This is a genomic window from Salmonella sp. A7 (assembly GCF_020181675.1).
In the GTDB taxonomy this organism is placed as follows: Bacteria; Pseudomonadota; Gammaproteobacteria; order Enterobacterales; family Enterobacteriaceae; genus Salmonella; species Salmonella enterica.
The window spans coordinates 2612654-2625138 of sequence record NZ_CP084001.1 but is presented as its reverse complement, the minus strand read 5'-3'; the positions used below and the strand labels follow the sequence as shown (position 1 = coordinate 2625138).

11 protein-coding genes are annotated in these 12485 nt (G+C 49.4%); 5 read left to right on the top strand and 6 right to left on the bottom strand.

Features of this window, described 5'->3' with window-relative positions:
* Positions 1 to 149 precede the first annotated feature (149 nt).
* Positions 150 to 257 (top strand): small membrane protein YoaI, encoded by a 108-nt coding sequence (gene yoaI / locus LCS67_RS12880; RefSeq protein WP_000272239.1) that lies wholly within the window; start codon positions 150 to 152, stop codon positions 255 to 257.
* On the opposite strand, the gene LCS67_RS12875 is transcribed toward yoaI, so the two are convergent.
* Positions 254 to 772, bottom strand: a complete 519-nt coding sequence (locus LCS67_RS12875; RefSeq protein WP_023893413.1) for a YbaK/prolyl-tRNA synthetase associated domain-containing protein — start codon at positions 770 to 772, stop codon at positions 254 to 256. The genes yoaI and LCS67_RS12875 overlap by 4 nt on opposite strands.
* Before the next feature lie 49 nt (positions 773 to 821).
* On the bottom strand, positions 822 to 2315 hold the full coding sequence (dgcJ, locus tag LCS67_RS12870; protein WP_023193575.1) for a diguanylate cyclase DgcJ: 1494 nt from the start codon (positions 2313 to 2315) through the stop codon (positions 822 to 824).
* Between the two features lie 293 nt (positions 2316 to 2608).
* Here dgcJ and LCS67_RS12865 point away from each other — a divergent pair, with 293 nt between their 5' ends.
* Positions 2609 to 2806 (top strand): hypothetical protein, encoded by a 198-nt coding sequence (locus LCS67_RS12865; RefSeq protein ID WP_024146682.1) that lies wholly within the window; start codon positions 2609 to 2611, stop codon positions 2804 to 2806.
* Positions 2807 to 2955: 149 nt separating this feature from the next.
* On the opposite strand, the gene LCS67_RS12860 is transcribed toward LCS67_RS12865, so the two are convergent.
* Together LCS67_RS12860 and yeaG are read right to left on the bottom strand one after the other, a co-directional pair.
* On the bottom strand, positions 2956 to 4242 hold the full coding sequence (locus LCS67_RS12860) for a YeaH/YhbH family protein (protein ID WP_023208120.1): 1287 nt from the start codon (positions 4240 to 4242) through the stop codon (positions 2956 to 2958).
* Positions 4243 to 4364: 122 nt separating this feature from the next.
* Entirely contained in the window at positions 4365 to 6299 is a 1935-nt protein-coding gene (yeaG, locus tag LCS67_RS12855) for a protein kinase YeaG (protein WP_031565722.1), read from the bottom strand.
* 427 nt (positions 6300 to 6726) lie between these two features.
* Here yeaG and LCS67_RS12850 point away from each other — a divergent pair, with 427 nt between their 5' ends.
* From LCS67_RS12850 to LCS67_RS12840, 3 genes are all read left to right on the top strand, one after another.
* The gene (locus LCS67_RS12850; protein WP_000163762.1) at positions 6727 to 7473 is read left to right on the top strand and encodes a MipA/OmpV family protein; all 747 of its coding nucleotides are present in this window, start codon (positions 6727 to 6729) and stop codon (positions 7471 to 7473) included.
* Between the two features lie 289 nt (positions 7474 to 7762).
* The gene (locus LCS67_RS12845) at positions 7763 to 8959 is read left to right on the top strand and encodes an anaerobic sulfatase maturase (protein WP_000029249.1); all 1197 of its coding nucleotides are present in this window, start codon (positions 7763 to 7765) and stop codon (positions 8957 to 8959) included.
* A 96-nt stretch (positions 8960 to 9055) separates the two neighbouring features.
* On the top strand, positions 9056 to 9913 hold the full coding sequence (locus tag LCS67_RS12840; RefSeq protein ID WP_000843751.1) for an aldo/keto reductase: 858 nt from the start codon (positions 9056 to 9058) through the stop codon (positions 9911 to 9913).
* A gap of 98 nt (positions 9914 to 10011) precedes the next feature.
* On the opposite strand, the gene LCS67_RS12835 is transcribed toward LCS67_RS12840, so the two are convergent.
* The gene (locus tag LCS67_RS12835; protein WP_031565737.1) at positions 10012 to 10896 is read right to left on the bottom strand and encodes a D-hexose-6-phosphate mutarotase; all 885 of its coding nucleotides are present in this window, start codon (positions 10894 to 10896) and stop codon (positions 10012 to 10014) included.
* Between the two features lie 328 nt (positions 10897 to 11224).
* Positions 11225 to 12220 (bottom strand): glyceraldehyde-3-phosphate dehydrogenase, encoded by a 996-nt coding sequence (gene gapA / locus LCS67_RS12830; RefSeq protein WP_000153505.1) that lies wholly within the window; start codon positions 12218 to 12220, stop codon positions 11225 to 11227.
* Positions 12221 to 12485 lie beyond the last annotated feature (265 nt).

The window sequence follows — 12485 nt, the reverse complement described above, 5'->3', positions numbered from 1 at the left end:
CACAGGCCTTTTTAACGATTGATGCGAATTTCAGGCAACTGCCTGAAAGACAATCTCTACGTGAAAAACGGCGTTGTCATTAAATTGCCATCAACGCCGCGTATTGCTAACAGGTGAACCGTCATTGTTGTCTTCCTGAGGATACAATTATGTACGATCCACCGTTTCTTGAAGCGCTGATGATTACGGCGTCGTTTTTCGCCATTTTTATCATTATCGTTGTGTCTGTATTGCTCCTTGAAGGGGAAGGGGACTAAGCCGTTGGCGATGACTGAAAGCGGCGGAAGACTGCCAGTTCTGGTCGGGCGATGCGCAGATAGTCCTGTGTATTCATAATGACTGATTTTTCCAGCAGGCCGGCATTAAAGGCAATTTCATCGAAACGCTCAAACAGGAGCGGATCGGCGACCAGTTTCAGATTGGGGTGAAAACTGAAAGGCGGGATCGCGCCAAAAACGCAGCCGGTCAGCATATCGACTTCCGCCGGGCTGGCAAGGGAAGCGCGTAAGCCGCCCAGATGTGAAGCAAGCTGAGAGAGGTCGGCTTGCTGATCGGCCGCCAGAATAGCAAGAACGTGCTGGTTGACGCCGTTGCCTTTGACTTTACAGACCAGCGCTTTTGCGCCCTGGCCCAGCGCAGTACCGCGTATTTCAGATACCGCTTCGCATTTTCCTACCGCCTCATGGCTCACCACACGATAGCGCGCGTTCTCCTGGGTTAATAAAGCCACTAAACGTTGGTGTGTAGCGACACCCTTCGCGACTTCAGTCATTTCGGCCATTTCTCACTCCTGGTGCAATATGAACATTTACTGCGAAGCACTATGATGAACGATGTTGTTTTTGTTGTTTGTTCAGATAGAGCTGCGCATCGGAAGCCTGGTAGGCATCATTAATCGTATCATTGGGCTGCATATTATAAATCCCGGCAGAAAAATGGACTGTCTTATCCGGTGCGATAATTTGCAGGTTACGAATAATACGCTCCGGCAGATGGATAGCCAAATCCGCCGCGTAATCAACAAGAATAATACAGAACTCATCGCCGCCGAGGCGAATGGCGTAATCGCTTTTACGAATCGATGTTTTAATCGCTTTCGCCAACAGGGTAATAATTCGGTCGCCTTCCTGGTGCCCCTGGGTATCGTTGATCAGTTTTAACCTATCGCAATCAATAGCGACAAATGTCACTGGCGTCCCGGTATTGACCAGGCGTTGCAGTCGCTGTTCCAGCACCGGTGTTAATATTTTACGGTTGTAAAGCCCGGTCATGGCATCGCTAATATTTTCGCGTGTGACGTTGCGATAAAGCCGAAAGTGCATCCGTACCATATTAAGCAGGAGCGCCGTTGCCAGTAAGTAAAAGGCCAGCGCTTTCCAGGACGAGACAAGGAAATAGGTTAAATCAAGGGACAACGAAACGCGCAGCCCACCAGGGATATCATGGCTATAATTCACATATTGAAACAGATTATTTTTGCTTTGATTAATAATAATTTCTTTTCCGGAGTCCATATCCTTTAGTGTTACGTTAAGATAACGCCAAACCAGCGGACGGTCCTGGGTATAAAAAATATTTTTTAAATTATCCTGGTTAACATCCACCATCACGATACCTTTTAACGCTCCCGCCAGATAGACTGGCGTTAAAAAGCTCATGACGTTTTCCTGGGTAATATCATCCATGTAAATACTTGAAATAACCGTACGGCCGGTAAAAAGTTTATCTATATCTTTTCTGTTAATACCCATTGTGCCTTTTTGTAAAAAAGTCCAACGATGCATGGCGAAGCGCCGTGAGTTGATTAAATCATAGAAATAGACATAATGTTTATTTAAATCAACGTAATAACGGAATTTAAGCTCCAGTGTGCCCAGTCCGTGACTGTGGTCGTCCTGCGAACGGTTGATGCTTACCGCCTGATCAAACGCAGGCAGTAAAAGGGCGTCATCAAGATTATCGGTACACTGTGTAGCGGCGGTTTGCAGGGTACCATGTAGCGCCGGATAATTATGCCGGGTCAGGTTGACGCCGTGCGTACCGTTAATAGCCTCAAAGGCGTCGCAAAACGCGCGGCGTTTTTCTGCGGTGACGGGGTCTCCCGGCGCTTCAAAAGTTCGCATCAAATGTGCGGCGATGCTCTGATTCTGGTACTTATCATACAAAAACGACGAATCGGCTCTCTCCATGATATAACGCATATAGGCATTCATTGCCCTGTCGCTGGCAATAAGTTCGTAAATCAGGAAGGACGATGTCAAAACGATGACGCTTGCCGAGATAAAGTGCCTGAGCGCTTTATGATGCAAATTCATGATGAACTACAGCCCTGAAAGTCGGATGCGTTAGTTTACCATAGCGATGAGAATTCCTCTAATAGACTGTTTAAAAATAAAACGTGTTGATGTTATGGAATAAAAATCATTCTCGATTTAATAAATTCAATAATATATGGTGTTGATATTTTCAGTCGTGACTATTGTCGCAAAAAGTAAATTGTTAATTAACGGCATCGATTTAACACTAACGAAAATAAAATGGCCTTTATTATTACGTGAAAGGAGTGTGACGTGGTAAGGATAATAATGTACTTCCGTTCGGAGGCACTATGAAACGATTTAAAGAAATAGCAGCAATTTTTCTTTTTGCATTGCTGGCTGCGGGGTTCACGTCGTCTGCTATGGCAGCGTCGGGTAGTGATAGCCCGTGGGATTTTGATTTTTCGGGTCCATGGCTTTTTTGTAAGCTGCAACAACCTGATTCTCTGCAATTACCGCCACCTTTTGGTGAGTATTGCTGGCATTAATAAATCCATAGTATTTCAGTGATAAGTCGGCGCATGTAAGGTTAATCCAGTCAGGAGATATACAGGTTTACGGCTATTGTAGTGGTAGTATGTATAATTGCCTTGTTAGTGATAAATCAGCCCGTGACGCATTACGGGCTGATTTAGGGTTATGCACTTTGATGGGCGCTCTGTTTCTGAAACAATTCGCGGAATACCGGATAAATATCCTCCTGATCGCGAATATGCTGCATGGCGAAGTTATCGAACGTCGCCTGCAGATGTTCATACTCGCGCCATAAGGTCTGGTGGGCGCGGCGGGTAATCTCGATATAGCTGTAATAGCGCACTACCGGCAGCAGCTTTTTCGCCAGAATCTCATGACACAGCGGTGAATCGTCGGCCCAGTTATCACCGTCTGACGCTTGCGCCGCATAGATGTTCCACTGACCGGGGTCGTAGCGCTCTTTAACTACTTCGTCCATGAGTTTAAGCGCGCTGGAGACAATCGTCCCGCCGGTCTCTTGCGAATAAAAGAACTCATGTTCGTCCACTTCCTTCGCCTGGGTATGGTGGCGGATATAAACCACTTCGACGTTCTTGTACGTTCGGCTCAAAAACAGATAGAGCAGAATGTAAAAACGCTTGGCCATATCTTTGGTTGCCTGGTCCATCGAACCCGAGACGTCCATCAGACAGAACATCACCGCCTGGCTGGAGGGCTCAGGCCGTTTTTCATAATTTTTATAGCGTAAATCAAAGGTGTCGATAAACGGCACCCGCTCGATTTTAGCCCGTAGTTCGGCAATCTCCCGACGTAACCGCTCCTCTTCAAGCAGTTGCGCTGGTTCGCTATGGCTGATGGTCTCCAGTTCCGTTTCCAGCGCGTGCAGTTCGCGGCGTTTTCCTGCCGTCATTGCTGTACGGCGCGCCAGAGAGTTTTGTAGCGAACGTACCACGCTGATATTGGCCGGTACGCCGTTTGAGGTGAAACCGGCGCGGTGAGTTTTATACTCGTTAAGCTGGCGATGCTGGTTTTTTTTCAGATTAGGCAGCGCTAAATCTTCAAAGAGCAGATCCAGATACTCATCTTTTGAAATCTGAAAAACAAACTCATCCTGGCCTTCGCCGTCCTGGCTGGCCTGACCTTGACCGCTGCCGGAACCGCCGCCGCCACCGCCTTGCGGACGCTCAATGCGATCATTCTGGATAAAGTGATCGTTACCCGGATGGACGCGATGGCGCAGACCGCCGCGCCCCTGATGAAACATCGGTTCGCTAATATCATCGGTTGGAATAGAGACGGACTCTCCGCTGTCGACATCGGTCACAGAGCGTTTATTAATCGCTTCGGAAATTGACTGCTTAATTTGTGCTTTATAACGGCGCAAAAAGCGCTGGCGATTCACCGTGCTTTTATTTTTGCCGTTAAGACGTCGGTCTATGAACCAGGTCATATGCCCCCCGTACTGCCAACTGAGCGCCTGTTCTGTCAGTGCCGGATAGCGCTAACGCTTAGCCAGTCTACAGAACATTACTTTGTAGGCCCGGTAAGCGCAAGCGCCACCGGGCATTAACATCACGACGATTTACGCACGCGCAGGTACCACTCGCACAACAAACGAACCTGCTTACGGGTATACCCTTTCTCCATCATCCGATCGACAAAGTCGTCATGCTTTTTCTGCTCGTCAGTCGACGTTTTGGCGTTAAAAGAAATGACCGGCAACAGCTCTTCAGTATTAGAGAACATTTTTTTCTCAATCACCGTGCGCAGCTTCTCGTAACTGGTCCAGTTTGGATTACGGCCGCTATTGTTGGCTCTGGCGCGCAGGACAAAGTTTACTATCTCATTACGGAAATCTTTCGGGTTACTGATACCCGCTGGTTTTTCAATTTTTTCCAGTTCGGCGTTCAGCGACTCGCGATCGAACAGTTGACCGGTATCCGGGTCGCGATACTCCTGATCCTGAATCCAGAAATCCGCATAAGTCACGTAACGATCAAAAATGTTCTGCCCGTACTCAGAGTAAGATTCGAGATAGGCCGTCTGGATCTCCTTGCCGATAAATTCGGCGTATTTCGGGATCAGATAGCCTTTCAGGAACTCCAGATAACGTTCAGCCTGCTCCTGCGGGAACTGCTCACGCTCGATTTGTTGTTCCAGAACGTAGAACAGATGTACCGGGTTTGCCGCCACTTCCGCATGGTCGAAGTTGAATACGCGGGAGAGGATCTTAAAGGCGAATCGGGTGGAGAGACCGTTCATCCCTTCGTCCACGCCCGCATAGTCGCGATACTCCTGGTACGATTTGGCTTTGGGGTCGGTATCTTTCAGGCTTTCACCGTCATAAACGCGCATTTTCGAGTAAATACTGGAATTTTCCGGCTCTTTCAGGCGAGAAAGAATTGAGAAACGCGAAAGCGTTTCCAACGTGCCCGGCGCGCAGGGCGCATGAGCCAGCTCGCTATGATTAAGTAGTTTCTCGTAGATTTTGATCTCTTCGGAGATTCGCAGGCAATAAGGCACCTTCACAATATAGACACGGTCGAGGAACGCTTCGTTATTTTTATTGTTACGGAAAGTCACCCATTCAGATTCGTTTGAGTGGGCAAGTATGATGCCATTAAAGGGCAGGGCGGAAATACCTTCCGTACCATTGTAGTTACCTTCCTGAGTTGCGGTCAGCAAGGGGTGCAGCACCTTAATAGGCGCTTTAAACATCTCGACGAACTCCATGATCCCCTGGTTAGCGCGGCACAGCGCGCCAGAGTAACCATACGCATCCGGATCGTTCTGGGCGTGGTGTTCGAGTTTACGAATATCCACCTTGCCGACCAGCGCCGAAATATCCTGGTTGTTTTCATCGCCGGGTTCCGTTTTGGCGATGGCAATCTGCTCCAGAATGGAGGGCCAGACTTTCACCACGTGGAATTTAGTAATATCGCCGCCAAACTCATGCAGGCGTTTGGCCGCCCACGGGGACATAATCGTACCGAGATAGCGGCGCGGAATACCGTACTCTTTTTCCAGAATCTGCGCATCTTCCTGCGGATTAAACAGGCATAACGGATGATCGTTGACCGGGCTACGCTCGCCGTTGGCGCTTAAAACATAAATTGGCACGCGCTGCATTAGCGATTTCAGCCGTTCAGCGAGCGATGATTTGCCACCCCCCACAGGTCCCAGCAAATAGAGAATTTGCTTCTTCTCTTCCAGCCCTTGCGCCGCATGTTTCAGATAAGAGACAATCTGTTCAATCGCGTCTTCCATGCCGTAAAACTCTTCAAACGCAGGATAGCGAGCAATAACCCGGTTGGAGAAGAGTCGGGAAAGTCGGGGTTCCTGGGCAGTGTCGACCATATTAGGCTCGCCGATAGCCATTAATAGCCGCTCTGCCGCGTTGGCATAAGCACTGCGATCTTGCCGACAAATGGTAAGAAAATCCTGCAGTGTGAACTCTTCGTCCTTGGCAGCTTCGTAACGCTGGCGATAGTGATCGAATATATTCATGATATGCCATCCTTTCGTTTTTTCGCACATGTTAAGAGCCGTTCATATGAATAGTAGAGGCTCCCGGAAGAGGTAGACTGAACGCCGTCTCTGCTAAGGAAAAAAAAAGCAACTCTCATGCCATTTTATTGGCCAGAAGATCAACGTGTCCGGTGATACACCTTCTTAACATTAAGCGTAGATGGCATTTGCAAAACTTGCCTGTACGCGTCAGTGGATTTCGATGACATATCAATAACTCATCAGGTAGAAAAGGCTGGTGGATATCAGAAAAAGCGTTCCCGGTCACATAACGATCATCAGCCGATCATCTGAAAATAATCGGTGGTGGTGATATTAAACGGTTACATTGTGTAAAATAGTTGGGCTTACAGGTATTGGCGGTTACACTTTTGCCGCAGAACATTTGAATAAGGAATTATGGATTGTGACCAAACTTAAACTTCTGGCTCTTGGCGTGTTTATTGCAACATCCGCCAGCGTCGCGCACGCTGAAAGCAACCTGACGTTGGGCGCAGGCGTTGGTGTGGTTGAACACCCTTATAAAGATTACGATAGCGATGTTTATCCGATACCGGTCATCGCTTATGAAAGCGAAAACTTCTGGTTCCGTGGTCTGGGCGGCGGCTACTACTTGTGGAATGACAATGCCGATAAGTTGTCAATCATGGCATACTGGTCCCCGATGTACTTCAAACCGGGCGACAGCGATGACCATCAGTTGCGTCGTCTGGACAGGCGTAAAAGTACTATGATGGCGGGCGTTTCTTACGCGCATCACACCCAGTATGGATTCCTGCGTACCTCACTGGCAGGGGATACGTTGGATAACAGTAACGGTATTGTCTGGGATCTGGCCTGGCTTTATCGGTATACCAATGGCGGGCTGACCTTAACGCCAGGTATCGGGGTTGAATGGAATAGCGAGAACCAGAACGATTACTATTACGGCGTATCACGTAAAGAATCTTCGCGTAGCGGCCTGCGCGGCTATAACCCGAACGATAGCTGGAACCCGTATCTTGAACTGAGCGCTAACTATAATTTCGCCGGTAACTGGAGCGTATATGGTACTGCGCGCTACACCCGTCTGTCGGATGAAATTACCGATAGCCCGATGGTGGATAAATCCTGGACCGGTATCCTTTCTACTGGCGTGACCTATAGATTCTGATTGATTGAATTTGCCAGAAAAACCATGACAAAGCCTGCGTTATGCAGGCTTTGTGCTGTCTGAAACGCGAACATGGCGGCTTGCATAAATGCGCTGTTGACCGGGTATGGCGCAGCCTTATGTGATTTATACTTTGTTACATCAATTTAAAAAACTAGCCTTTTATATGAAAAATCCAGGTGATTACAACTGCGCTAACAATTAGCGTAATAATTGTTGCAATGCTGGCTGATATCGCCCTGTCACGTCCCGCTTATGCTATACCCATTCTTCACAGCGAGTAAGACGAATGAGCATAGTATTCAATACCGTAGCCAAGCCCAGCGGCAGTCTGTGTAACTTATCGTGCAAGTACTGTTTCTATCTTGATAAACCCCGGGGCCAGCGCGTCATGTCTGACGATGTGCTGGAGACGTATATCCGCCGGGTAATTGATGATACGCCATCCTCAGAGGTCTCGTTTTGTTGGCAGGGGGGAGAGCCGACGCTATGCGGTCTTTCTTTTTACCAAAAAGTGGTGCGCTTGCAGCAACGCTATGCCAACGGCAAAACTATTTACAACAGTCTGCAAACCAATGGCGTATTAATCAATGAAGAGTGGGCGGCTTTCTTTGCGCAGCACCAGTTCCTGATTGGTATATCGATTGATGGGCCGCAAGTCGTTCATGATAATTACCGGAAAACGCCGTCAGGGCGGGCGTCTTTTTCCCGTGTCGTTAATGCTATCCGCCTTCTGCAGGCAAATGATGTTGAGTTCAACACGCTCACTGTCGTGAATGATGTGTCATGCCGTCATGGCAACGCTATTTATCATTTTTTGACGCAGGAACTGGAAAGTAAACACCTGCAATTTATTCCCATTGTTGAGCCGCTCGCGCAAAAAACGCAGCGTTCTTTGACGTTATCTGACAATGAGGATTCGCCTTCGCTGATGCCCTTTTCCGTTACGCCTGAAGGGTGGGGCGCCTTTATGTGCGATGTTTTTGATCAATGGATACGTCACGATGTCGGACGCATATTCGTACAGCTTTTTGACAACTTACTTGGCGTCTGGATGGGGGAGCCCGCCACGCTTTGTACGATGCAGTCGACCTGCGGGCAAAGTTTGCTGGTGGAGCAGAATGGCGACGTGTTTAGCTGCGACCATTTTGTTTTTCCCGCCTATAAACTGGGCAATCTGCAGCAACACTCTTTAGAAGAAATGGCGGCTTCTCCTTTTCAGCAGCAGTTTGGCGCGGCTAAAGCAAACCTTTCTTCACGCTGCCAGAACTGTACGTGGCGCTTTGCCTGTCACGGCGGTTGTCCGAAACATCGAATTTGCATGGACGGCGGCGAACGGCAAAATTATCTCTGTAAAGGATATCTGGAGTTCTTTCAACATGTGACGCCCTATATGAATGTGATGCGTCAATTATTACTGAATCAGCGACCCGCCGCGCATATTACTCGCATCGTCGACATGATTGCGGATGACGTTCGTCAGTGACAAGAAAATCGCCCCCTTGCGCGGTATGATGCCGGACATTACCGTAGGGTCTAAGAGTCCTGTATTGTTTTACCGTCGAGTGACATTGAAAAGGAAATGAAATCAGTGAAAAACGTAACGTTTTGCGGGCAGGTGACGCTTCCTGCCATCGGACAGGGAACATGGTATATGGGCGAGCGCGCGGATCAACGTCAGCGCGAGGTTTCGGCGTTGCGCGCGGGGCTGGATTTGGGGTTACGCCTTATTGATACAGCGGAAATGTATGCCGACGGCGGGGCGGAAAAGGTCGTGGGCGAGGCGTTAGCAGGGCGACGCGATGAGGCATTTCTGGTGTCAAAAGTGTACCCGTGGAACGCTGGCGGCCAGAAGATAGTTGCCGCCTGTGAAGAAAGCCTGCGTCGTCTGAAAACAGATTATCTCGATCTCTATCTATTGCACTGGGCCGGAAGCTTTTCATTCGAAGAGACCGTTGAAGGTATGGAGCGGCTAATCGCGCAGGGGAAAATTCGCCGTTGGGGAGTCTCTAATCTTGATTATGACGATATGCAGGCGCTGTGGCGCATCCCCGGGGGACAGCAATGCGCGACAAATCAGGTGCTCTATCATCTGGCGTCACGCGGTATTGAGTATGATTTATTGCCGTGGTGTCAACAACAGCGAATGCCAGTGATGGCCTATAGCCCGCTGGCGCAGGCTGGCCGGTTACGTAGCGGTTTACTGAATCATCCGGTGGTGAATGAAATTGCGCAAGCGCATAACGCTACGGCGGCGCAAATCTTACTGACGTGGGTGATTGCGCATCCGGGCGTGATGGCGATCCCGAAAGCCGGAAGTACAGAACACGTGAAGCAAAATGCGGCGGCGCTTGAGATCGCCTTGTCAGCAAACGAACTTGCCTTACTGGACAACGCCTGGCCTGCGCCAAAAGGGAAAACCGCGTTGGATATGGTGTGACGCCGGATAAAATGTGTAAGCGCCGCCATCCGGCAGGTCATGCCTGATGGCGGCTGACGCCTTCCAGAGCCTATAGCAACGCCGTTATCCATTCACTTTTAGCGTTTTGCGACGCAGATAGTCTGCGCCAGACGAGAGGGTTTTTCTTCTGTGGCTTGTTGCGGCGCAGTAGCATAAGCCGTTTCAACGCAGACAAACGTTTTATAGCCGTCATCCGGCATGTCGCCCATGCTGACGGACAACGCCGGGCCAGGGTTCCAGCCTACGACGTTAAGATGATGGTGGTGGACCACATCAATCGTGCGGTTTAATGTCGCATCGTGGATCACGCTACATGCTTCAGGATTGAGGTAAACGCGATCAGTACGGTCCGGAAAGGTTTGTATACCGTCGACCAGGACATCTTCTTTAGCGTCGTTAACTTTATCAATAAACCGATCGCCGAGTCCGCTGACCTTAACGTTGGCGATGTCGCCAACGTTAAAATAGCTGTGGAGCGCGGATGTGGTTGCAAACTCGCCATGCGCTTCCAGTTCAATTTCACAGGTTTTGCCCACTTTAAAACGTGCCAGCAGCGTGAAATCGTGCGGCCAGTATTTCCGGGTGGCCTCACTGCTTTGCAGCTCAAATGTCAGCATTACGCCATTATCATCTTCATTATGCGCTTTTAGCGCCCACGGTAGATTACGCGCAAAGCCGTGTGACGGCAGACCCTGTTGAGCCGCAGGTCCAAACCAGGGCCAGCAGATCGGTACGCCGCCGCGTAGCGCCACGCCGGTTTTGAAAGGCGTATTATTACTGAGCCACAATACCTCTTCCTCGCCAATGGGTTTCCAGGAGAGAAGGTGCGCGCCCTGTAATGCAAAAGAGGCTTTAACCTGCGGATGGTCAACGACGATCAGATCCAGGTCATCAAGCTGACGACGGGAAAGGACAGGGGTAAGCTGTTCGATAACCGGGAGGGCAAAAATTTTATTAATCATTACGCAATCCTCTTAACCCTAAATAATTCGAGTTGCATGACAAGGCGCTTGTGCCTTGACCAGTGCTTGCGCTGGCCCGTAGAGGCGAGGCCGCAGGCCGAGTAACGCGGCAAGTGAACGACAAATTCATCGGGAACGAATTTGAACAACCGTAGGTAACCTTCGGTCAGGGGCATCCCTGATTCATCCCGATAAGTTCGACTTCCGTCAGTGATTCGGGTGAGAAAGCATAGCCAACACACCTGCAACTTGAAGTATGACGGGTATATCTTTAAGCAAAAAAAAGAGCGACCTGAGTCGCTCTTACCAATGACTGTGTCATCTCAACTTATTTGGAGATGTGAGCAATCAGGTCCAGTACTTTGTTGGAGTAACCGGTTTCGTTATCGTACCAGGAGACCAGTTTCACGAAGTTGTCGTTCAGCGCGATGCCTGCTTTAGCATCGAACACGGAAGTGCATACTTCGCCGTTGAAATCGGTAGATACAACGTCGTCTTCGGTGTAACCCAGCACGCCTTTCATTTCGCCTTCGGCAGCAGCTTTAACAGCAGCTTTGATCTGCTCGTAGGTAGCCGCTTTTTCCAGACGAACGGTCAGGTCAACAACGGATACGTTCGGAGTAGGAACGCGGAACGCCATACCAGTCAGTTTGCCATTCAGTTCCGGCAGTACTTTACCTACCGCTTTAGCAGCGCCAGTAGAGGACGGGATGATGTTCTGAGATGCGCCGCGGCCGCCGCGCCAGTCTTTGTGAGACGGGCCGTCAACGGTTTTCTGGGTTGCGGTAGTCGCGTGAACAGTAGTCATCAGACCTTCGATGATGCCGAAGTTGTCGTTGATAACTTTAGCCAGCGGCGCCAGGCAGTTGGTGGTGCAGGAAGCGTTGGAAACGATGTCCTGGCCTTCGTATTTGTCAAAGTTAGCGCCTTTAACAAACATTGGGGTGTTGTCTTTAGACGGACCAGTCAGAACCACTTTTTTCGCGCCAGCGGTGATGTGTTTACGCGCGGTTTCGTCAGTCAGGAAGATACCGGTAGCTTCAGCCACTACGTCAACACCAACTTCGTCCCATTTCAGGTTAGCCGGATCGCGTTCAGCGGTAACACGGATTTTTTTACCGTTAACGATCAGATGACCGTCTTTCACTTCAACAGTACCGTCGAAACGGCCGTGAGTGGAGTCATATTTCAGCATGTATGCCATGTACTCTGCGTCTAACAGGTCGTTGATTGCAACGATCTCGATGTCAGAACGTTTCTGAGCAGCACGGAAAACAATGCGACCGATACGGCCAAAACCGTTGATACCTACTTTGATAGTCATATATTCCACCAGCTATTTGTTAGTGAATAAAAGGTTGCCTGTAAAATTACAAAAACCTTACGCAGCGTCAAGCGGAATCGTGTCAATCATTGCGACAAATCAATCCTCTGCACAACCTTTGCGCGGCTGATTCGCCTCACTCTTCCTTTCGGCTTGAAACCACATGGGGGCGCCGCCCCGAATTTTAAAGGGCAACCGAGATAATAATGTGACATCAGTCACGATTCGTGAGCCGCCATTTCGCAATGATCAAGTTTAGAACAAA

What these genes read in the sequence shown, in the direction of transcription:
- LCS67_RS12860 (WP_023208120.1), bottom strand. Translation starts at nt 4,242, where the DNA reads ATGACCTGGTTCATAGACCGACGTCTTAACGGCAAAAATAAAAGCACG.
- LCS67_RS12835 (WP_031565737.1), bottom strand. Translation starts at nt 10,896, where the DNA reads ATGATTAATAAAATTTTTGCCCTCCCGGTTATCGAACAGCTTACCCCT.
- LCS67_RS12875 (WP_023893413.1), bottom strand. Translation starts at nt 772, where the DNA reads ATGACTGAAGTCGCGAAGGGTGTCGCTACACACCAACGTTTAGTGGCT.
- dgcJ (WP_023193575.1), bottom strand. Translation starts at nt 2,315, where the DNA reads ATGAATTTGCATCATAAAGCGCTCAGGCACTTTATCTCGGCAAGCGTC.
- LCS67_RS12845 (WP_000029249.1), top strand. Translation starts at nt 7,763, where the DNA reads ATGAGCATAGTATTCAATACCGTAGCCAAGCCCAGCGGCAGTCTGTGT.
- gapA (WP_000153505.1), bottom strand. Translation starts at nt 12,220, where the DNA reads ATGACTATCAAAGTAGGTATCAACGGTTTTGGCCGTATCGGTCGCATT.
- yoaI (WP_000272239.1), top strand. Translation starts at nt 150, where the DNA reads ATGTACGATCCACCGTTTCTTGAAGCGCTGATGATTACGGCGTCGTTT.
- yeaG (WP_031565722.1), bottom strand. Translation starts at nt 6,299, where the DNA reads ATGAATATATTCGATCACTATCGCCAGCGTTACGAAGCTGCCAAGGAC.
- LCS67_RS12865 (WP_024146682.1), top strand. Translation starts at nt 2,609, where the DNA reads ATGAAACGATTTAAAGAAATAGCAGCAATTTTTCTTTTTGCATTGCTG.
- LCS67_RS12840 (WP_000843751.1), top strand. Translation starts at nt 9,056, where the DNA reads ATGAAATCAGTGAAAAACGTAACGTTTTGCGGGCAGGTGACGCTTCCT.